A 23475-nucleotide genomic window follows, 5' to 3' on the forward strand; every position below is an offset into this window, starting at 1 on the left:
TTGGTTCTAAGTTAGTTAAATTTATTGTTTTCCGGGGCAGTTAATACTTTTGATACTTGTTCAATTCTTTCATCAACGGTGCCTTTCAATAGGTAATATTTAAGATTTCTTGCATTTAAATCTTCGATTATTGTCTGCTGAAATTCTTTTCTTTTTACATCTCCGGATCTGTCCCAAGTATCATCATAAGGAATGTCTGTATCACATACAAAAATAATATCGTGTCTGTTTTCAGCTGTTTTGGCTAAATTTTCTAACGCTTCGAGAGCCTTTCCATGGTAATCCAGCGAAAACAGGTAAGTTGTAATCGCATTGGTGTCAGAGAACAAAAAACGATTGGATTCTAAAATTAGAGCATCTTCTTTTTCAATATGGATTTCGGCAATTTTCAAAAGATCTTCTAAAGTTAATCTCTTGTTTACCTGATGATTTTCCCAATACTCTCTTCCATATTCAGGCATCCATTGAGTATCAAAATGAACTGCTAATTTTTCTGCCAAAGTCGTTTTGCCGGTTGACGGAGCTCCAAGTAATACGACTTTCGTAATCAAATCTTTATAAACCACAGGATGAATAAATTTTTTATTTTTAAATGCATCTTCTCTGATTTTTGTTGCCGATATCGGAATGCTGTTCCGACTAATATCAACCTGACGATTTACTGCATTAAGGGCAGCGCTCATATGCACACCATAAGGCTCACTCGAGTAAAAATGAGTAATACTGCGGTTTCCTAAAACTTCTGATACATAATCTTCCTGAATTTTCATTATTTCAGGCGTGTAACCAGAATCATTTGGAGAATTTACGCCTTCAATGACTTCAATTTGAGGATATATTTCACGTATCCAGCCAGCCCTGATGGATAAAGGAATGTTTATTATGGGATCATCATAAATTAATACTATCAATTCATTAACCTCCTTAATAGCAGTTTCTATCATTAGCTGATGCCCTTTATGAAAAGGAGCAAATTTCCCCAATGTCAATCCAACTTTATGTCTGTCTTTCATATATAAATTCTTCATTATATGCTTTTCTCCATTCCAAGTAACCAATTACAGCCATAATCAAAAAGAGCAGATACAAAACTGCTGTAAAATATAAGTCTTTATAAAAATATACCCCAATGGCAACCACATCGACTACTATCCAAAACAGCCAGGAATGTAATATCTTTTTTATCATCAGATATTGAGCAGCCAGACTTGCGACTGTTATAAAAGCATCCTCATATGGATAGGAAGCATCCGTTTTTGTCTGCATTGTGTATCCTAAAAAAAAGGCTGCCGTAACTGTTAAACTAATCCAAAAAGTTACATTTGTCAGTAATGTTACCCGTAATGTACTTTCATTGGAACCGCCATACTTCCAATTATACCAGCCATATATTTGAAGAAATATATAAATAATATGCAAAATCATATCCGAATATAATTTTGAGGTGTAAAAAATAAAGCAGTACAGTGTCACCTGAATTAAACCAAAATACCAACACAAGATATTTTGTCTGATAGTAAAATAAACGGCCAAAAAACCAAAAATTGTGCCTAATATTTCCAAAGCTGTATCCATAAATTAGGAGTATAATGATATATAATAATGAAATATTTTTTTAATTGATTACAAATCACATTTAAATTAATTAGCACTATTTTGCTGACGAACTTACTTATTTAAATTAGTAATTCCAATGAATGTTAAACAAAAATAGAGAAAAAATTAAAGCTTTTTTTATATCCAAAATTATGGGAGGGAACTGATATTTTTAAGTAAAAAAGCTGGGCTATTAAATATTTAGCTGATAAATTAAATCAGGATAGCACAAGATAGTTTTCTGGGACATGTACTATATTTTTGAATTGATTACTTTATTAGTACTATTATTTCAATTATAAAAAGCATACTAAAAGTGACATTCACTTTTTCTCTGATGATTTCTTAATTAATACTAACTATGAAAAAAATTATTACAGCCGTATTATGCATTACGTTTTTTGGAATCATGGAGGCGCAAAAAGTTTATGAGATCGATACAAATGTCCCAGATATTGATATATACGAAAAGTTAAAACTTGGCGGTACAAATCCAAAAGGCGAAAAAATAAGTGTAAACAATTATTATATGTCTGTTGGAAATAAACCGGTAATTCCTATTGTGGGCGAGTTTCATTTTTCACGATACCCAAGACAATACTGGGACGAAAGCATCAGAAAAATAAAAGCCGGAGGAGTCAATGTAATTGCTACCTACGTTTTTTGGAATCTGCATGAAGAGAAAGAAAACACATTTGACTGGAGCGGTGATAAAGACCTGCGTTACTTCCTTCAGCTATGCCAGAAAAACAATATTGAAACGATCGTCCGAATTGGACCTTTCTGCCATGGAGAAATACGCAGCGGCGGTATGCCGGACTGGCTGTTAGGCCGCGCTTTAAACATTCGTTCCAATGACCCATTATACTTAAAATATGTGGAGCGGCTGTACAATGAGATCGGAAAACAGCTCAAAGGCTTATATTATAAAAACGGAGGCCCAATTATTGGAATACAGATTGAGAATGAATATCAGCATTCTGCCGCGCCTTGGGGGCTTACCTACCCAGGCCAGCCTCTTGAAATGACGGCTTCCGAAAGAGATATGAGTGTCACACAGGAAGGTGTAGGAATTGCTAATGAAGTCAATCCATATTCACAGCTGGGCAACGATCACATGAAAATATTGAAATCGCTGGCGCTGTCTGCCGGTATGGATGTTCCTCTTTATACCGCTACAGGCTGGGGCAATGCAGCCATTATTCCTGACGAAAGCATACCGGTAACAGCTGCTTATGCCTATCCTTTCTGGACGCCTACAAGGGACTACTCGCCATTTTTTCTGTATAAAGATATGCACCGTTTTCCAGATTATGCTCCAGTGCGTTATTCTCCTGAAAATTACCCCGCTTTTTCGGCAGAACTGGGTTCGGGAATTATGAGCGTTTATACCCGCAGACCGATTGCAGTACACAAAAGCTTTGACGCATTAATTAACCGCTGCCTTGGAAGCGGAGCAAACGGTATTGGATATTATATGTATCATGGCGGATCAACTCCAAAAGGAAAATTCTCTTATATGAGCGATGAGGCATATGGACTGCCAAAAATATCGTATGATTTTCAGGCACCTATTGGCGAATACGGACAGGTACGTGAAGGTTTTCAGCGGCTGAAACTGCTTCATTTCTTTTTACAGGATTATGGACATCTGCTCGCTCCAATGGCCACAGTACTGCCTTTGGATGCCGCATCGCTTGTACCGCAAAACATATCTTCACTCAGATATGCTGTCCGCAAAAAAGGCAGTTCCGGTTTCATTTTCCTGAATAATTTTCAGGATGACACTACTATGGTTGCCCAGAAAAACATACGCTTGAATATAAAAACGGCACAAAAGAATATCATGATTCCAGAAACAGGAAGCTTTGACCTCGACAGCGATGAAAACGTCATATTCCCATACAACCTTGATCTTGATGAACTTCAGCTCAATTACGCAACAGCTCAGCTTTTAGCAAAAGACGAAGAACAAGCAGAGCCGTATTATATTTTCTTTACCCCTTCGGGCATAAAAAGCGAATTTTCATTTTCACCAAACGTAAATTTCGAAAATCTACAAGGCACAGCATGTGATAAAAATCCGCAGAGAATACTGGTTAGCTGTAATGAGGCGGTAAATGAATTTAAGTTAACAGCAAATGGAAAAATTTTGCGCATACTCGTGATAAGCAAAGAACAGGCATTAAAAATGTACAGCATGCAAATTAACGGAAAAAGACATTTTATTTTTTCCAATGCTATAGTATTAGAAAATGGCAAAAACATTCAACTGCTGAATGACGGCAATACTAATTTTGACTTTGAGATATATCCAAAAATTGCTATACTTCCTAAAACTGAATTTGGCAGTTTAGAGAAACTGAAAGACAAAGGAGTCTTTTCATCTTATAAAATCAGCCTTCCGCAAGCAGTGCTAAATATAGAAAGTAAACAGGTAAGCGAAAGAAAATGGGCTTTGAACCTTCCCTTATCTTTGCCAAAATATGTTAATGATGCTTATCTGACCGTACAGTATATTGGAGACACAGCAATGGGATTTATTGATGGCGAACTTGTTACAGATGAATTTTACAAAGGCATCCCATGGGAAATTGGATTGCGCAAATTCCTTACAGGCAAACCGCAGGAAATGGTGTTTTATTTCCGTCCTATGCAAAAAAATGCTTCCTATCTTGTAGATTTACAGCCTTATCCAAAGAGCATACCTGATTTTGGTAATAAAAAAGAATTCTTGAGTGTAAACGGATTTACCTTAAAATTTCAATATACCACACAGATAACTTTTTAGATTAAATACATCTTTAATCCGTTGGGTTAAATTATTTTTAACCACATAGAACATAGATTTTTCTAATGTTTAGCGGGATACAATAAAAACAGTACTGTTTAAAGTTAAATTATTCAGCATCACTGGTACGATTTTGTACCGGCATACCTGTATAAAATAATGGATTTTTTATATTTGTCCAAATACTTCAGAAGCAATCCCGTATTATTCAATCCGCTATTTCTTAAAATGACTGATTTTTTCCGCATTATCATAACCAAAAGAACAGTAAAGACATTCTTAATGACTTTAGCACTTTTCTTAGCATTTTATGGTAATGCGCAGCAAATGCTTTTCTCGGCGGTAGAGGGAAGAGAACAAATGAACGAGGCGCAGATAAGAAACATACTGCAGCTTAAAGACGGCAGAATTGGCGTCTTTACAGAAGGCATGCTCAACCTATATGATGGATCTGGTTTTAAGACTATTCATATAAATGACGAGAACACTATACCGCTTCCCGGTTATACAGGTTTTCATCACAGCTATCTTGAGTCGGATAGAATATGGTTTAAAAACAGAGGCAAACTAGCTGTAATTGACCTTTCGGAAGAACGAACAGACAAACAGCCTGCTGCAGTTCTAAAGGATCTGGGAATAAAAGAAATGCCTGCTGATCTTTATATAGACAGCAATGAGGATATATGGATACTTACCAAAAACAATTCCTTATTATGCAGGGAAAAGAAAACCGGCAAAAAAATTACATTTATAAAAAACATTGCCCTTCCAGATTTTAATGATCAATTATTTGATGTTGTATGCTCTGGTAACAGCATATACCTTCTCTATAAATCCGGTACACTGAGATGTTTTGACCGAAAATCAAAAATTGAACGCTATAATCAGGCATTGGCACCAAATATACAGGGAGCATTTAGAGACTGGGCACACGTTACAGCAGTAAAAAAATGCCTGTTTATTATCCGAGCCGGAAACTCCAAAGGCCAGCTCATACGCTTTAACACCCTAACCAGGAAAACCGATGTCATACTTCAGGTAAATGATTACTGGCTCAACTGCTTTGCAGCAAACAGTAAAGGTGAAATTTCTTTAAGCTGCAAAAAAGGATTATATCAATTCCCGACCTCAACAGACAGACCAGTACTTGTTAAAGACATTCATATTTCTGGAGGCTCAAAAATACAAACCGAAATCAGTACAATACTCTATGACAAACAGGGAGGTTTTTGGTTAGGAACTCTTAACAAAGGACTATATTATTATCATCCCGATCGATTCCGCTTCAAAAAACTGCTGAAAAACAATTTCAAAGCAGAAGACAGTACTGACTTTGTTATTAACACTCTTGAACAAAGTACTGACAATACGGTTATTGCAGGTACCAATAATGCAGTATATAAAATTCCATTTCCTTTTTCTGCTAATAAAACGCCGTTCAAATTATTACAGCAGGGTTCAAATTTTCTATTTAAAGATCCTGCCGGCACAGTCTGGATTGCTTCAGCAGGCGGTCTCTACAGCATTGCGGAGAAAACAGCAAAAAAAGTCCTTGACGGATCATTCAATCATATTACTGCTGCAGGAAATCAATCCATCTATTTAAGTACTGCAGGACAGGGCGTATTAGAATACCAATATAAGTCAAAAGATAAGCACATTAGAAAAATAGCCAGTCCAAAATATGTAAAACAAACTGCAGTTTGGAATAATAAACTCATCGGAATTTCCTCAGAAGGACCATTTATTACTGATATTAAAAATAATACATTCATTTTGCCTCTCCGGCAGGGAATCAGCAGACCTGCCATGTTTCGGCATGCAAACCACAGGTATAATTTTGTTTTTGCCGATTCTGGAAATGATTTATGGATGGGTACCTACGATGGATTATATATGTGGCGCAATAATGAACAAAAACTGTATCAATTCAATACATCAGCCGGATTGGTTAATAATAGTGTAAAGGCTATTGCAGAAGATCTCGACCATTCCTTCTGGGTTACCACATCAAGAGGAATCAGCCATATATTCAAAACTCAAAACAATTCAGGCTGTACATTCAGCATTGAAAACTATAATAGTCTTGCAGGCGTTCAGCAGCATGCTTTTGCCGAACGATCAATATTGCTGGGATCTGACGGTACTTTGTTCGCAGGCGGAATCGATGGCCTTAATTACCTGATGCCGGCACAAAAAGGCAATCTTCCAGTCCTTAACCCAGTATTGCTGTATCTCACAGTATTTTCTAACACCCAAAAATCGTTACCCTATAATGGACTTAATTTAGCTTATAAAAATAAAATTACGCTTAAACATAATCAGAATTTCTTCAAGATTAGCTTTTCGGGACTGAATTACAGTAATCCTGAGCAGGTGAATTACAGATATAAACTTGATAATATTGATGACAGATGGCGTTATGGACAGCCTGTAAATGGTTTAGGTGAAGCCAATTATACCAATCTTGAACCAGGTGAATACCTATTTAAGGTACAGTCCAGTCCTGACGGTATTTATTGGAAAGGAGCTGCTAAAACGCTTTCTATTTCAATCACCCCGCCATTCTGGAAAACGCTCTATGCCTACATTTTCTATATATCTTTCACGATTGCGGTATCGCTTTTTATAATTTTCCGTATTGCATCTGCCAGCAAAATCAAACAGCAGCAACAGCAAGAACAGGCTGTAGCTAAAGCAAAAACTGATTTTATTACGAATATCAGTCATGAACTGCGCACACCGCTTACTCTTGTAATTACTCCGCTTCAAGCTCTTTTAAACAGTGTTGAAGATACCGATATAAAAAAGAAACTGCAGCAAATCAGCGGCAGTGCACAGCTGATGCTGGAAACTGTAAGCCAGCTTCTTGAATTTAAAAAAATGGATCTGGGCGGAGAAACTCTAAACCTGCACTTTTATGAGAGTCTGACTTTTATTAATGAATTATGCCAAGGATACTCACGGCTTGCAGATGAGAAAAGAATTGTTTTAAAAGAAGATATCAGCCAAGACATTGAAGGACTATTCATTGACCGGCAGAAAGTTACCCGTATTATTGGCAACCTGATTTCAAATGCCTTAAAATTTACACCGCAGGGAGGCACAGTCTGGATCTCGGTTTTGCATGATCCGACAGCAGAACTTTTAAAAATAATTGTGCGTGATAATGGCGTAGGAATAGCAGAAAACGAACTTACAAATATCTTTGACCGTTTTTATCAGGCAAATAATCAAAATGAAAGTTCAGCAGGCAGCGGCATTGGTTTATATATGGTAAAACAATATGCTCTGATTCACAGAGGCTCGGTAACGGCATCGAGCGGTTATGAAAATGGAACTTCCATAGAAGTCACTTTATCAGTTGCTGAAGAAAACTCAGAAAATCTTAATACTTTCTTTCCTAAAACTGATGTTAAAACGCTTCTTATTGCTGAAGATAGTAAAGCATTACGAGAGTATCTCGCAAGTGAATTAAAACCAAATTTTAATATTGTTCTTGCCCAAAACGGTGCCGAAGCTTTAGAAAATGCAGAAAAATACAGCCCCGACTTAATTATCTGCGATATGATGATGCCTCTAGTTGGCGGTCCTGAATTCTGTCGTGCTCTTAGAAGCAATTTTAATATCAGCCATATTCCGGTTATCATGCTTACCGGGAGAACTTCAGATGAAGCCCGCTTAGAAGCCTATGAATCTGGAGCAGATGCATTTTTGGTAAAACCTTTTGATATTTCTATTTTAAATGTACGAATCATTAAACTGCTGCAGCTTTGTGATTCCAGAAGACGTGCTTTTAAAGAAGAAAAAGATATAAAGACCGAAACCATTACCAGTAATCCAATAGACAGAGAATTACTTGATGCAGCCCTAAAACATGTATACAATAATATTTCAAAACAAGGCTATTCGGTAGAAAAATTTAGTTCTGATATGAATATGGACCGTACAGGTTTATATCGTAAACTTATGGCATTGACCGGACTCCCGCCTATAGCTTTTATTAGAGAAATCAGACTTCGAAAAGCTGCTGAGATGCTGGCTTCAACACAGGTTCCAATATCAGATATAGCACAGGAAGTTGGTTTCAGCAGTGTATCTTATTTTACAAAATGTTTCCACGAAGCATTTAACAAAACTCCCAGCCAATATAGAGCAGAAAAGACAACTTAAGGCAGTACATACTTAATAGTTTTTTGTACTAATCAATTATCTGAAGTTCTTTACTGTAATCCTGCTATGTTTTTTAGCTGAATAATAAAGGCGGATATAACTGCATCTGCTGTATGCTAGTTTTGTTAAACATATTAACTCAGTCAATATTTTTTTTTACAAAACATTGAAAATAAACAATTTAAAACTATTCAACATTTGTTATAATAGTTTCAACAAATGTTATAGTCTTATTTTTTCTTTCATTATAATTTTACAATTGTCCATAGAACAGTTTAACTGATTAATAATTTCTGTTAGGCAAAATTTATAAAATTTACTAATACTACAACTAATGAAAAACATCTTTTTAACCTTGTTTATGGTTTTAGTCCTTACGCAGGGAAGCACTGCACAGAACTATCAAAAAACAAAACAGGGTCTCAAAACTACGGTAGCAGGAAATGTCATCGAATTACAAATTTACAGCCCGGAAACCATAAGAGTTGTAAAATATCCCACAGGCAAAGATTTCAATAAAGAAAGTCTCTCTGTTATCGCTAAGCCTCAAAGTACACCCTTTCAGATTACCGACAAAGAATCTGCGATAATTCTTAAAACAAAAAAAATTATAGTTACTATTGATACCAAAACCGGTTCCTTAACTTTTCATACCACTGACGGCGGTATGCTGTTAAAAGAAAAAAATGACGGAGTCCGTTTTACTCCTTTTGATGACAGCGGAGTACCTTCGTATATTGTACATCAGTCTTTTGAACTTGACAAAGGAGAACCTATATATGGTTTGGGTCAGCATCAAAGAGGGAATTTAAGCCAGCGAAATCAAAACTACAGACTCGAACAGGGTAATCTTGATGATGTAGTGCCATTTTTTCAATCCATCAAAGGATACGGTATTTTTTGGGATAATTATTCTCCAACCGATTTTAAAGATGATACTGCAGCAACTTCTTTTACTTCTGATGTGGGTGACGGAATCGACTACTACTTTATGTATGGTGCAACTTCAGACGGTGTTATCGGACAAATGCGGACGCTAACCGGTATTGCTCCAATGTTTCCTCTTTGGACATTTGGCTATTGGCAGAGTAAAGAGCGCTACAAAAGCCAGCAGGAAATTGTAGATGTTATAAAAGAATACCGCAGACTTGGGGTACCGCTCGATGGAATTATTCAGGACTGGCAATATTGGGGATCCAATTATCTTTGGAATTCAATGGATTTCCTGAATGCTGATTTCAATAAGCCACAAAAAATGATAGATGAAATCCATGCACTAAACGCTCATTTTGCTATTTCAATCTGGTCATCATTTGGTCCTATGACGAAACAATTCCGCGAGCTTAAAGAAAAGAAAATGCTCCTAAATTTTAAAACCTGGCCTGAGACAGGTTATGACACATGGCCGGCTGACCCAGATTATCCGTCAGGCGTGCTGCCATATGACCCATATAATCCGGAGGCAAGAGCTATTTATTGGAGATACCTAAATGCAGGTTTGTTTTCAAAAGGCATTGACGGATGGTGGATGGATTCCACAGAACCCGATCATATGCAGGCAAAACCTTCAGACTATGACAATCAGACTTATTTGGGATCTTTTAGAAAAGTCCGCAATGCCTACCCGCTTATGTCTGTTGGAGGAGTGTATACCAACCAGCGTGCGGCTGCATCTGATAAGCGCGTTTTCATACTTACCCGCTCTGCATTTGCCGGACAGCAGCGATACGGAGCTAATACATGGTCTGGAGACACAAATTCATCTTGGCAAACTCTTCGCCAGCAGATACCGGCAGGACTTAACTTTTCACTAAGTGCTATACCCTATTGGAATAGTGATATTGGCGGTTTCTTCCTTGGTAATTATAAAAATGCAACGACAAATCCTGAATATAAGGAGCTATATACACGATGGCTTGCTTTTGGTACATTTTGTCCTATGATGCGTTCTCATGGAACTGATGCTCCCCGCGAAATTTATCAATTTGGTAAAAAAGGAGATAGAGTCTATGATGCGATTGAAAAATTCATTAATCTTCGCTACAGTCTTCTTCCCTATATCTATTCTGCATCCAGAGATGTTACGGCCCATAATTCCAGTATGATGCGGGCATTGTTCATGGATTTTAAAAATGACTCAAAAACCTGGGATAATACGCAGGAATATATGTTTGGAAAATTTCTTCTTATAAATCCTGTAACACAGCCGATGTACACTGACAAAAATGGAAGTGTTATTACAGAAAACTACAGCAGTGCAAAATCGCAGGAAACCTATCTGCCGGAAGGTTCAGACTGGTACGATTTCTGGTCAAATACTAAGTTTGAAGGAGGCAGAAAAGTGAGCCGAGAAACACCTCTTGACATCATTCCTGTCTATGTAAAAGCAGGAGCTATACTTCCAGTGGGGCCGAATGTACAATTTGCGAAAGAAAAGAAATGGGACAATTTAACTATGAAAGTGTATCCTGGAGCTGATGGTACATTTACGCTCTATGAAGATGAGTTTGATAACTACAATTATGAAAAAGGAGCATACAGCGAAATTGAATTTAACTGGAACGAAAAACAGCAAAAATTAACGATTAATGCCCGAACAGGGACATTTAAAGGAATAACTGAAATCAGAAATTTTACTATTGTACTGCCCGATGGAAAAAGCAAATTAGTAAATTACAACGGTAAGAAAACCCAAGTAGTATTCTAAAATAGTATTGATAAAAAGCTTCAGCCTTATTAACACTTTCATCTAAGGTAAATAGCTGTACAAATTTTAACGTTTCTAAACATTTGATCTGCCTGCGGTGTTTCTTCCGCAGGCTTTTCTAATTATGGTTTTATCAGTTTATTACATTTTACGAAAAACTCTTCATCATTATAACCTGCATAACACAGCTTATACAAATTGTGAAGCTGTCAATATCATTTTTAAATATATAGCCCTATATTCACAAAATATATTGAATGGGAAATACAGCTCATAAATTAACTTGTATCCAAAACAGAATCATGCATTTAAGAAGAACTAATAAAAAACACAATTATATTTATCTCATCTATTTTATGTGTTTAGCTAACTTAAATGCACAAAATCTTTTTTTTGAAAAAATTACAGGAAGAGATATAAAACCCGTTACACAAATACATGGAATTGTCAAAGATTCTCTTGGTTACATCTGGATAGGAAGCTGGAATGGCGCCTACCGTTATGACGGAAGAACATTCGACTTTTTCTATCATAATCCTAACGATAAAACATCCCTGCCCAATAACCGCATACGCAATATAGTCAGCGATAAGACTTATGGGCTGTGGTTCTTTACCTTTGAAAGAAAATATGTCCGCTTTAATTATAAACTGAATTCTTTTAAGGCTGTTGATGCAGACAAAGTTCCTCGGGCAATTGTTGAAAAAGTACTGATTAACTCAAATACCTTAAACAAAAACAGAACCATTCAGGGAAAGAAATACTCTATAGACGAGCATCTTTTTACCGTTCTAGACATTCAAACAGGCAAAAAGTACCAATACACAGCCAATATCAATAATCCCGGACAGCTGTTAGATGACTACATCACCGATTTTTTTATTGATGAGCAGAATATAATCTGGCTTGGCACAAGAGGCGGTGATGTTTACAAAGCAAATCCTAACCGAAACCCATTTGAATTGCATTACAGCTTTACAAAAGGCAGTGACAATACAAAATTAGCCGATGTCAGAGCTGTAACAAAATGCAAGAGTGAAGTCTGGCTTGGCACTGATGAAGGCATTCTTATCTATAAAGACAATAAGCTCAATTCCAGCCATCCTTTCTATAGATCAAACAGCAGAATCAAAAATGTACGTACATTATTTAAGGACAGTAAAGACAGAATATGGATTGGCGGTATCAGCGGACTCGAATGTTATGATCCAAAAACGAATCAGTGTAAAGCAATAATAAATAATGTACTCGCTCCAAAACTGGAGACATGGTCCGTATTTGCCTTAAAAACATCGGAGCCCAACTATTTATGGGTCGGTTTGTTTGATGGTATTGCACAAGTAAATTTAGCAGACCTGACAATCCGTTTTTTTGATTTAGCCAAAGACATAAATGGCCACAGTGTTATGGATATACTGTCTGTCAGCAGTCATGAGCTTTGGCTGGCAACAGAAGGAAGCGGCATTATAACTGTCCAAATAGATAACAAAGGAGAAATACACAGCAGACTGCAGTTAAATACCTTTCAAAAAAACCGCATGCATATTTCGGACAATATTGTTTTCGCGCTTCACAAGGACAAACGAGGTATAATCTGGACCGGCACCAGTGAAGGTCTGAACAGGATTTCTATTAAAGAAAAATCTATACGTATAGAAAAAGTACAGCTTCTTTCAGAAATCCCAAATACCTACATATCTTCTATAACCGATGACAATAACGGAAATCTTTGGATAGCACACAAGCAGGGAATATCAATGGTCGATATTGTTTCTAATAGAGTATCCAATTACCAGAAAGAAGACCTATTTGGGTCATGGACATTCTCGGAAAGAGCTTTTTACAAAGACACTGCAGATCAAAAAATATATTTTGGAGACAGAAATGGCTATGTGGTTTTTAACCCAGATAAAATAAAGAATATTGAAGATAATAATAAACTTATCTTTAAAAATCTGTATATCTCTAATGAGAAAGTAATCCCTATGAATCCGATTAATGGACAGGATATTTTAACTCAGAACCTTTCGCAGACACAGCAAATAAAATTGGATTACGAAAACCGAAATTTTACAATTGAACTAGCTTCTTTAAATTACAGCAAAACAAACAAAGAAGTTCTCGAGTATATGCTCGAAGGATATGAAGACAAATGGATTAAAACCAGCGGCAGTAAAATCACCTACAATAAAATTCCTCCTGGAAGTTATACTTTCAAAGCACACATAGTCTCTCCTAATGATACCAAATCTACTGTTCAGACACTTGGGATACAAATAGGTGCCCGATGGTTTGAAACCTGGCTGGCAAAAGCACTCTTTCTTTTTCTGTTAATCGGTACTGTTTACTGGGTATTCAAAGAAGTGCTTTATAGAGACCGCCTTAAAAACGAAGTCCGATCTGCCCTATTAAATGCGGAGAAAGAAAAAGAACTAAATTTAGAAAAATTAGAATTTTTCACCAATATTTCACATGATTTAAAAACACCTTTAACACTGATTGCTGATCCAATAAAACAACTGGAAAACAAACAGCTCCCAGCAGATGAAAAAGCGCTTTATTTCTCAATAATCAATAGAAATCTAAATTACCTTACCAAGCTGATTCAGCAGATTTTGGATTTTAGAAAATCAGAAATAGGAAAACTAAAATTAAACATAAGCACTCAGGATTTTAATGCTTTCATAACGGAATGCTATAACACTTTTAAATACATAGCAGAAAAACGCAGCATTGACTTCAAACTTCAGATTGAAGAAAGTTCCCTAAATGTTTATTTGGATTTCGAAAAAACAGATCAAATACTAATTAATATATTGTCAAATGCATTAAAATATACTCCAGACGGAGGCACAGTATTATTTTCAGCTTTTGCTGACAAAGAAAAAAATACTTTGGAAATCATAGTTGAAGACAACGGCATTGGCATCGAAACGCAGGAATTAGAAAAAATATTTGAGCCCTTTAACAATACAGGTCCAAGCCCATTTCATGGTTATTCCTCAGGAATTGGCTTATCGCTGACAAAAATCCTTGTTGATTTTTTAGGCGGAAGCATCACTATTGAAACTGGAGCAGGTACTGGCACTAAAGCCTGCATTATACTGCCGTATGCCAAATCTGAAGAATTACCGGTACAGCACATTCCAGCGTCTTACGCAGAACCAGCAGGAAATAATCCAGAGCAGATAAATACGCCGGCAGATTCAAATATTCCTACCTTACTTATTGTAGAAGACAATCCTGATGTCCAGGCTTACCTGCATAATGAATTAAAAAACAAATACATTATCATTCAGGAATACAATGGAAAAAAAGGTTTGGAAACAGCTATACAGCATATACCAGACCTCGTTATTTCAGATATTATGATGCCCGAAATGGACGGCACGCAGCTCTGCAGAGAACTAAAAACAAATGAAAGCACCTGTCATATTCCAATAATTTTACTGACTGCAAAAGGATCTAATGAAAACCAGATCGAAGGATATGAATTAGGCGCTGAAGCATATGTGACGAAACCTTTCAGTATTGAAATTTTAAAAGCCCAGATCAAAAGCGTCTTAGAAAACAGAACAATTCTTTTAAACCGATTATCCAGCATTACGAATCTAAATCAGCTGAAGGAAGAATCGGCAGACTTAGATAAAATTTTTCTTGAAAAAGTTACAGACATCATTAGCTCTCATATCGAAGAAACAGATTTAAACCCTGAAATACTGGCGCAGAAAATTAAAATCAGCCAAAGACAGCTTTATCGAAAAATAAAAGCAGTCAGCGGATCTACAGTACATGAATTTATCACAAAAGTCCGAATGGAGCATGCTGCAGACTTACTCAAAAATTCTGACCTCAATATTTCTCAGATTGCCTACAAAGTAGGATTTACCGAAGCTTCTAATTTTTCACGGACTTTTTCAAAACATTTTGGATGCAGTCCTTCGCAATATAGTAAATCATAAATTACTTTTTCAATAATTTTCTATCGTCACACGGCATTCGCTTTTAAAAGTTTCTAACACTAATTTGCACGAATTAAGATTGCTGTTTAATTACACAAAATATTCGAAACTGTAAAAAGTTGTAAAATTTGATTTCAATTTTGATAAGAATTAGTGTTAATTGGTGAAATTCGTGTTTATCTTTTTTTAAATCCGAATGCCTCGCAACCGTCAATATCTTTTATTTGACAAATTCTCCTGTATCTGATTTACTTGCTTGTATTTTTTATTCCAAAAAATAAAATATGACTGTCCGCTAATAATACCATGTATTTTTTTTACCATTGATTACATAGATTCTCACAGATTTCAGTACTGTTTTTAAAAAAATCTGTGTAAATCTTTTTAATCTGTGGCTGATTCAATCTGTTTGGTATTAGTTAAGGATAGTCATAAAATAAAAAACAAACAACTAACTATATATCAAAACATTAAAACAGAACAAAACTCCCCAGCACTCTCTTCATTTGGCAGTATATGATATAAATTGGCAGTAACTGATAGCAGAAAATAAGATCTTACATCTAAATTTGCTAAAGCTTCAGCCCCTTACCAAGCTGAAATTTTCCACTATTAATAATTTATTTTAAAACCAAAAATGAATAACAAGTTATCTTATTACGTTTACAGTTTATTGCTCCTCCTCACTTGTGGAGTTTTTGCACAGAAGCAAAATTTAGATGGAGTCAAATATAATTTTAATTATGACTGGAGACTCCAGAGAGGCGATACTGAACAAGCAAAAAATACAGATTTCAGTGACGCTGACTGGACAAAAGTGAATCTTCCGTATGCATGGAATCAAGCTGAAGCATTTAAACTTGATATTGCTAACCTCTCTACAGATATTGCCTGGTACCGCAAAACATTTCAGCTCCCAGCCGAAGCAAAAAACAAAAAAGTCTTTATCGAATTTGAAGGTGTTAGACAAATGGGAGAAATCTATGTAAATGGAAAATTCATAGGAAGACATGAAAATGGAGCAATGGCTTTTGGTTTTGATATCACGTCATTTTTAAATCCATTTCCAATGAACAACATAATAGCTGTTAAAACAGACAATGACTGGAAATACAAAGAGAAAGCGACAGGTTCTGGATTTCAATGGAATGATAAAAACTTCAATGCAAACTATGGCGGAATTTCCAAAAATGTATATCTGCATATAAAATCAAATGTATACCAGACCCTTCCATTATTTTCAACACTAGGAACAACCGGAACGTATGTCTATGCTTCAGATTTTGATATTCCGAATAAAAAAGCTCTAATAAATGTTTCTTCACAAGTAAAAAATGAAAGCCCTGATGCAGTCAATGCTCATCTAAAATTGACTATCCAAGACATGGACGGTAAAACAGTTGCAGCATTCACAGGTACACCAGCCATTGTACAGCCTGGAAAAGAAATCGATTTAAAAGCATCAAAAATAGTAAACAATTTAAATTTTTGGAGCTGGGGATACGGCTACTTATATAATGTTCGGAGCGAATTAATAGTCAATAATAAAACAGCTGATAAAACTACGATACGCACTGGATTCCGTAAAACGAAATTCGAGAAAGGCATGATCTGGCTGAACGACCGCGTTATTATGATGCATGGCTATGCACAGCGGACAAGTAACGAATGGCCGTCTCTAGGCATGTCTGTACCTGCATGGATGAGTGATTACAGCAACAGCCAGATGATTGAAAGCAATGCAAATTTAGTACGCTGGATGCACATTACCCCTTGGAAACAGGATGTAGAGTCTTGTGACAGAGTTGGACTCATTCAGGCAATGCCTGCCGGTGATTCCGAAAAAGATGTTACCGGACGCAGATGGGACCAGCGCACAGAGTTAATGCGCGATGCAATCATTTATAACCGCAACAATCCTAGTATTTTATTTTACGAATCAGGAAATGAAAGCATTTCTGAGGAACATATGGCAGAAATGAAAGCCATTAAAAATATGTACGATCCTTTTGGCGGCCGTGCAATAGGAAGCCGTGAAATGCTGGACAGCAAAGTCGCTGAATACGGCGGCGAAATGCTATACATCAATAAAAGTGCGAGACTTCCTTTTTGGGCTACAGAATACAGCAGAGACGAAGGTCTTCGTAAATATTGGGACGAACTCACTCCTCCATTTCATAAAGAAGGAACTGGCGGCACAAATCATACCAATGTAAACGGAAGTAAAATTACTGATGCCAGCTCTTACAACCACAATCAGGATGCTCATGCCATAGAAGATGTAACACGCTGGTATGACTACTATACTGAACGTCCGGGAACGGGAACAAGAGTGAGTTCGGGAGGGGTAAATATAATTTTTTCAGACAGCAATACTCACTTTAGAGGAGCCGAGAATTACAGAAGAAGCGGTGAAGTTGACCCTATGAGAATACCAAAGGAAGGCTTTTTTGCACATCAGGTTATCTGGAATGGATGGGTCGATATTGAAAATCCAGATATTCACATTATAGGACACTGGAATTATGACAGCGCTGTTACAAAAAAAGTAACCGTAGTATCAACTGCAGATGCTGTAGAATTATTTATCAACGGTAAAAGTCTTGGCAGAGGCATACAGTCAAAAAGATTTTTATTCAGCTTTGAAAATGTAAAGTTTGAACCTGGAAGTATTACTGCTGTTGGATATAACACTGCTAATAAAAAAATATGTGAAACCCAGATTAAGACTGCGGGAAAACCTGCTGCTGTAAAACTAAGCAGTATCCAAAGACCCGGAGGCACGCTGGCTGACGGAAGTGATATTTTACTCGTACAGGTGGAAGTTGTAGACGCCAATGGCAGCAGATGTCCTACAGCACTGAATATGATTGATTTTGATGTTCAGGGACAGGGTACTTTTGTGGGAGGAATTGCTCAGGGACCAGATAATTATATTGGTTCAAAAAGTATTCCTGTAGAATGTGGCGTTAACCGCATAATGCTCAGAGCTGGAGAAAAACAAGGTGAAATTAAAATAAAAGCAATCTCTAAAGATTTAAAATCAGCGGAGCTGATAATTAAAACAATTGCTGCTGAAAATGGTAAACTAACAACAGTTATGCCGAGTAATAAACTGCCTTCTTATCTGAAAAAAGGACCTACTCCGCAGACACCATCGTTTAAAGTGTCACGAACACCGATCCGAATTATTTCGGCAAAAACTTCCTCAAATGAATCTGACGCAGTCAAAAGTTATGATGATGATGAATTAACGCAATGGTCAAACACTAAAGATGCCAGCCCGGTCATTGAATATGAATTGGAACGTGAAGCCCAAATAAACCAAGTGGTATTAAAGCTCGCTGGCTGGAGAAGCAAAAAATATCCTTTACGCATTTTCGTAGACGGCAAAGAAGTTTTCAACGGAGTAACGCCTACTAGTTTGGGATATGTGACTTTGAACTGTAAGCCTGTTTTAGGAAAAAAAGTTAAAATTGAATTGTCTGCATCTGCTGAAAATAGCAGCGAAATAAATCTAGTGGAAATTACCGGAAAAGTAGATGTAGCTGGATTAAAACCAGAACAAAAATCAAATGGAGAACTCTCAATTGTTGAAGTAGAGTTTTACGAACCGATATTATAGTCCAATTTTTAATACTGGGATTTATTTTTAAGAGGGACTTTTCAGTCCCTCTTTTTATTTTTAATCATGCGGAAAATGACTTTGGACATTAGCACAACTGTATTCTTTAGCCATAAAAACAATCAAAATTATTAAATCAACGGACTCTCGTCATACAGCTCTTTTTACAAAAAAAAACATACTGCATTCACTTCTTTATTTTCTTTTAGAAATGTTTCATACGGTATAAATGAAGATGGAAATAATTGGCTGCTGGACACAAAATTCAAACTCTTTTTTCCTGTAAATGGATTTTGTGCACAGGAAAACAACAATCCAATCAAACACAATCCATCACCTAATAATAAGTATTTTTTCACAGCAAAACATTTTAAACTGTTCAATAAAATTACATTTTCAGCAGTGCTGTTATTTATACAATAAATGTAATAAGCATCAATATTTTCAGTTAACGCACATCAAAAGTTTTTATTAAAATCATACCTATTAACCCTTAATTTATTAAAATATAAAAATCTAAAATTCAATATATTAAAGACAAAAATATCAGATAAACATTTCCATACCCTAATACATCGCTTTATGACATGTAATCTTCTTCTTATGCCAATTTTTAAGAATTAATTTGGTATCTAAAGTAATTTTAAGCTATAAATAAGATGTATAAAAGTTTATGTGTCATTCGAAATGTAGGCAATCCCCAAACACTATGCTTCGAAAAGTTTAAAAAAGCCATTAACAAACAGGCTTATTTTTTACAGCCAAAAGTATTTCCAGTTCAGAGGTACTTACTGTCTGGGTATTTGACTCGGACAGCATTTTTTTTCAAAAATTTAATTGCAATTTTTTTAAACCCCTTAAATCACAAAAAACTAACATTATGGAATTACAAAACACAAACGAACTGGATGATGTCGCTGTATTGAATAATACTAGCGGCAGTTTTACATTCAGAACGCCAGCTGGAATTCAAGATTTTCAGAATGATCCAGCTAAGCAGACGGCTATGAATTCATTATGGAGTTCAAATCTAGATGAATTTACACAACAGGGAATGTTAAGCAATCCTTGGAATTCTACCAATACTCCTAGTGTTACAAATTATTACAATCCTATACAGAATAATCCAAAAAGCAGTACTTACCCAGTTTTATGGTTTGCTTTTCCAGGAAGACTGCATTATAATTTTCCCAACGCAAATCAAGATCAGTTAAACGAAATGGCCGATACTGGCAATATGCCGAGTCTCATTAATAATAATCCATGCGGTACTCCTACTCAAACTATTCCATATTTTCCATATGGCCCCAGAGGCTGGCAGGATGAATATTGCGAATGGGCTGTAACAAGAAACTCAAAAAACCAGATTACCCGCATTGATTTTACCTGTGAAAATCCAGAATACTGGAACAGCCTCTGGCTTGTTGATCCTAATAAAGTGGTGTCCCTTTATCAATCCGTATTGAACAAACCGCAAATTACGCTTGCAGATCTAAGTCTGTCTGGTGCGGTTAATCCAATTACTGGAGGACCAGTATATAATCCGCTGAACAAATGGAACAGCGGTACTGTTTCTTCTGAAACTACTGGAGGTGCGATACATTTAACCAGTACACCCAATACTTTACAAACAGAGATTGGGCTGGCAACTGCTGCAACCGTTCAGCGCAATAATCCGTCTGGCACTACTGGAAATACTGTTTGGCCTCAAAGGCTTTATAACAATTTATTATGCGATGCACAATACGGGCAAAAAAACCGCAACAGCGACCCTACAATTGGCGGAAATGTAAACAATCTTGTAAATGGTATTCTTACTGCAAATGTACCTCAGGTTGCTACACTGGCCGATCCTCCGGGACTGTACATACAAATGCCTGACTTTACTAATTATAAAACTCCAGATGGAACTGATGCATCAGCTTTTTGGAAAATTGTACGCGGTTCTAAAACATTAAATGACCAATACGGCAATCCGATGCCGGGGAACTTTATTCTGCATGCAGTATTTGAAGTGCCTGCAGATAAAAATTATACCGTTAGTGATATAAAAATAAACGGCCAGCCGATACAATGGGGGTCACAGATAGCATCAACTTTCCAAATGCAGATTGTTGCCAGCGCGTATGCCACCTCAACACAGCCGATAGGATATGACGCTGTAGGCTCAAAAGATCCTGCATTTGCACAGCCATTACAGCTGTTTTATGCAGATTATTTTAATGCCATGTACAGCACTATGGTTCCAAATCCGGTAAATCATCCCATTTCATTATTAAGTAACAGTACATTTATTCCGCCAACACTGTTTAAATCGGCAAATGGAGTAAACATGGTTTTAATTAGTGATACCTGTACCGCAGTGCCCGGCGATTCTTCTACTTACCCAAAGGTAACTTTTGATGATGCTAATATTACTGCTGTGGTTAATTCTGTCCAAACCGGCATTAACTATGCAGTACCGGGAAACAGTATGCCGGGCAGTTATACCGCATTATTTATCACAGTAAATGTGGGACTAAACACTGCTGCAGGTCCTCACGGAATTTATATTACCAATTCCGGACAAAGCCAAAGCACAGCAATGCCTGCATTATTAACCGTTGCTCCTACAACTATACAAGCCAATGTAAAATGGCAGAATACAGGAGTAATGGTAACCCCTGGCATCCCGGTGAATATTGCTTATCAAAACGGTCTTTGGACAGCAAATCCAAATGATAACGGCGGACGGCTTTACAACGCAGCCGGAAACCCTTCATACATAACAGCGAAACCAGGTTACACAATGCCTGGCCAAAATGAAGGTGCACTGATAGGACAAGTAAGCGGTACTGTATTTTTTGTTGGTATGGGCGCAACTGTACCAAATAACGTTCAGGGTGAACTGCAGTTATGTATTAATGATGATTTAGATGGAATTTACGGGGTGGGTTTTGCTGATAACATCGGTAGTATATCAGTTACTGTAACAATTGGACAATAAACCACTCTTTTTCAATATTATGGGGAAGGCATTATGGCAGCGAACCTGCTTCATGCCATATGCTTTCCTTATTTTTTTAAACACAAAAACAAAACAATGAATAAAAAAACTACTTTTTCAAAAAAAAAACTTTGGATTTCATTTGCCATGATTCCGCTTGCAGCTATAGCAACAGGATTGGTATATGAAAAATCAATATCGCCATATAGTTCTATTCCTCCTGATTATATATATTCTGATACTGATTCTAATGCTAATACCTGCAGCTGCTATGCAGCTGATTCAACAAGTTTTAAGCTTCCGATAACTTTCAATAATGAAGTGCCGGGCGATCTGCAGCTGTTTAATCAGACATTAGCTGACTGTTTTGCATGGCAGGAATTTATTGCTTTAAATTGGCCTACAAACCCGTCTTCTTCTTTTGGTACGCCAAATGATTATTCCTTTGTCCAATGGGAAACCTATATGCCAAGAGAAGTACTGTTTCCTGATGACGGTTCAAAACCGCCTGTTTGGGGAACTTTAGTTTCTGACGAATACAGCAGCCTGTTTAAATCACAAAAACTGCTGATGAAAAAAACACAAACCAAACTATTGACGTTTGTCAGCAAAATTGAAAAAAACGGTTCAGAAGTAAGTTTCAGTCCCAATCAGGCTGCGCCATTTAATAAACCAAGCTGGCTTGGTGCACAAAACAATACCAATGTATGGTATGAAATTATGCTGAATAAAGACTACTATGATTTTATTGTAAAAAAAGGATTCTATAATGCTCAGGTGCAGCATGACACAGTACAATTGAACCAGCCCATTAATTTCCCGCAAGGGGAATATAAAGGAATTGTTGGTGCAATTGAATTAAAAGCGGCGTGGCTCGAAGTCCCTGATCCGCAGTCACCAAAATGGACAAGATATAAACTTTCTAAAGCAACGGTATTAGACCCAATCACAAAAAAACTAAGAAATACTGTTGTAGCACTTGTAGGACTGCACATACTGCATAAAACACAAAACCAGCCTACATGGGTATGGGCAACATTTGAACAGATAGACAATACACCTGATCAAAGTGATCTTAACGCTCCTGCACCTTCTCAATATGGCTATAATTTTTACAATGCAAAATGTACCAACAGGCAGGTAACTGTTAAAACCTCTCATGGAGATTCTACAGCAGTTGTTAAATGTGTTCCTAATACTCCGCCTCCGTATTATTTAAATCAAGCAGGTCCTGTAGCCACACAAAGTACTAGGATAAACAGTATTGACCAAAAGTATGCTGCTCCAATTAATAAACTGATGCAGCAAAAAATTCAAAAATTCTATCCTAATTCAGTCTGGCAGTATTATGAATTAGTAGATGTTATATGGTCTATAACGGTACAGCCTGATCCAACAGTGCCTATTCAATCACCAAGGAATATAAATACTTCGTCAATGCTTAGCGGTGTATCTATTGTTGCCAATTCAACAATGGAAACCTATGTACAGTCAACCAACACCTGTTTTAACTGTCATATATACAGCACAATAGCACCTTACCCAAAGGATTCTGTAAATAATTCTAAGTTTGGTGATTTTAGCTTTGCTATATCTTTCGCTAAATATCCTGTTTCCTATCAAAAGAATAAAGGA

General features: G+C 36.6%; 10 protein-coding genes. 7 read left to right on the forward strand and 3 right to left on the reverse strand.

Annotated elements, in window-relative coordinates; genetic code table 11:
• Window positions 1-11: 11 nt before the first annotated feature.
• Together IRZ80_RS18985 and pnuC are read right to left on the reverse strand one after the other, a co-directional pair.
• Window positions 12-1028, reverse strand: coding sequence for an AAA family ATPase (locus IRZ80_RS18985; protein ID WP_228520959.1), 1017 nt, complete (start codon window positions 1026-1028; stop codon window positions 12-14).
• A complete protein-coding gene (gene pnuC / locus IRZ80_RS18990) occupies window positions 997-1575 on the reverse strand; it encodes a nicotinamide riboside transporter PnuC (protein WP_194643622.1) in 579 nt (192 codons plus the stop codon). The genes IRZ80_RS18985 and pnuC overlap by 32 nt, the downstream gene beginning before the upstream one ends.
• Before the next feature lie 382 nt (window positions 1576-1957).
• Here pnuC and IRZ80_RS18995 point away from each other — a divergent pair, with 382 nt between their 5' ends.
• From IRZ80_RS18995 to IRZ80_RS19015, 5 genes are all read left to right on the forward strand, one after another.
• Window positions 1958-4387 (forward strand): beta-galactosidase, encoded by a 2430-nt coding sequence (locus IRZ80_RS18995; RefSeq protein ID WP_194643624.1) that lies wholly within the window; start codon window positions 1958-1960, stop codon window positions 4385-4387.
• Between the two features lie 228 nt (window positions 4388-4615).
• Complete coding sequence (locus IRZ80_RS19000) at window positions 4616-8560, forward strand: hybrid sensor histidine kinase/response regulator transcription factor (protein ID WP_194643626.1); 3945 nt, start codon at window positions 4616-4618, stop codon at window positions 8558-8560.
• Between the two features lie 334 nt (window positions 8561-8894).
• Window positions 8895-11267, forward strand: a complete 2373-nt coding sequence (locus tag IRZ80_RS19005; protein WP_194643628.1) for a TIM-barrel domain-containing protein — start codon at window positions 8895-8897, stop codon at window positions 11265-11267.
• A gap of 257 nt (window positions 11268-11524) precedes the next feature.
• Window positions 11525-15229, forward strand: coding sequence for a hybrid sensor histidine kinase/response regulator transcription factor (locus tag IRZ80_RS19010; protein ID WP_194643630.1), 3705 nt, complete (start codon window positions 11525-11527; stop codon window positions 15227-15229).
• A 637-nt stretch (window positions 15230-15866) separates the two neighbouring features.
• Complete coding sequence (locus IRZ80_RS19015) at window positions 15867-18854, forward strand: glycoside hydrolase family 2 protein (RefSeq protein ID WP_194643633.1); 2988 nt, start codon at window positions 15867-15869, stop codon at window positions 18852-18854.
• 164 nt (window positions 18855-19018) lie between these two features.
• Here the strand turns inward: IRZ80_RS19015 and IRZ80_RS19020 are convergent, their stop codons facing one another.
• Window positions 19019-19213, reverse strand: a complete 195-nt coding sequence (locus IRZ80_RS19020; protein ID WP_194643634.1) for a hypothetical protein — start codon at window positions 19211-19213, stop codon at window positions 19019-19021.
• Between the two features lie 521 nt (window positions 19214-19734).
• Here IRZ80_RS19020 and IRZ80_RS19025 point away from each other — a divergent pair.
• Both IRZ80_RS19025 and IRZ80_RS19030 read left to right on the forward strand, forming a co-directional pair.
• Window positions 19735-21840 carry a hypothetical protein gene (locus tag IRZ80_RS19025; protein ID WP_194643636.1) on the forward strand — a complete coding sequence of 702 codons (2106 nt, stop codon included), beginning with the start codon at window positions 19735-19737 and terminating at the stop codon, window positions 21838-21840.
• A 96-nt stretch (window positions 21841-21936) separates the two neighbouring features.
• Window positions 21937-23475 (forward strand): hypothetical protein (locus IRZ80_RS19030; RefSeq protein WP_194643638.1); only part of this gene is annotated, 1539 nt, incomplete at its 3' end.

This window comes from Flavobacterium sp. HJJ, from assembly GCF_015351475.1.
Classification (GTDB): Bacteria; Bacteroidota; Bacteroidia; order Flavobacteriales; family Flavobacteriaceae; genus Flavobacterium; species Flavobacterium marginilacus.

Coding starts and splice junctions, on each gene's coding strand:
- IRZ80_RS19025 (WP_194643636.1), top strand. CDS start 19,735: ATGGAATTACAAAACACAAACGAACTGGATGATGTCGCTGTATTGAAT.
- IRZ80_RS18995 (WP_194643624.1), top strand. CDS start 1,958: ATGAAAAAAATTATTACAGCCGTATTATGCATTACGTTTTTTGGAATC.
- pnuC (WP_194643622.1), bottom strand. CDS start 1,575: ATGGATACAGCTTTGGAAATATTAGGCACAATTTTTGGTTTTTTGGCC.
- IRZ80_RS19005 (WP_194643628.1), top strand. CDS start 8,895: ATGAAAAACATCTTTTTAACCTTGTTTATGGTTTTAGTCCTTACGCAG.
- IRZ80_RS19010 (WP_194643630.1), top strand. CDS start 11,525: ATGGGAAATACAGCTCATAAATTAACTTGTATCCAAAACAGAATCATG.
- IRZ80_RS19000 (WP_194643626.1), top strand. CDS start 4,616: ATGACTGATTTTTTCCGCATTATCATAACCAAAAGAACAGTAAAGACA.
- IRZ80_RS18985 (WP_228520959.1), bottom strand. CDS start 1,028: ATGAAGAATTTATATATGAAAGACAGACATAAAGTTGGATTGACATTG.
- IRZ80_RS19015 (WP_194643633.1), top strand. CDS start 15,867: ATGAATAACAAGTTATCTTATTACGTTTACAGTTTATTGCTCCTCCTC.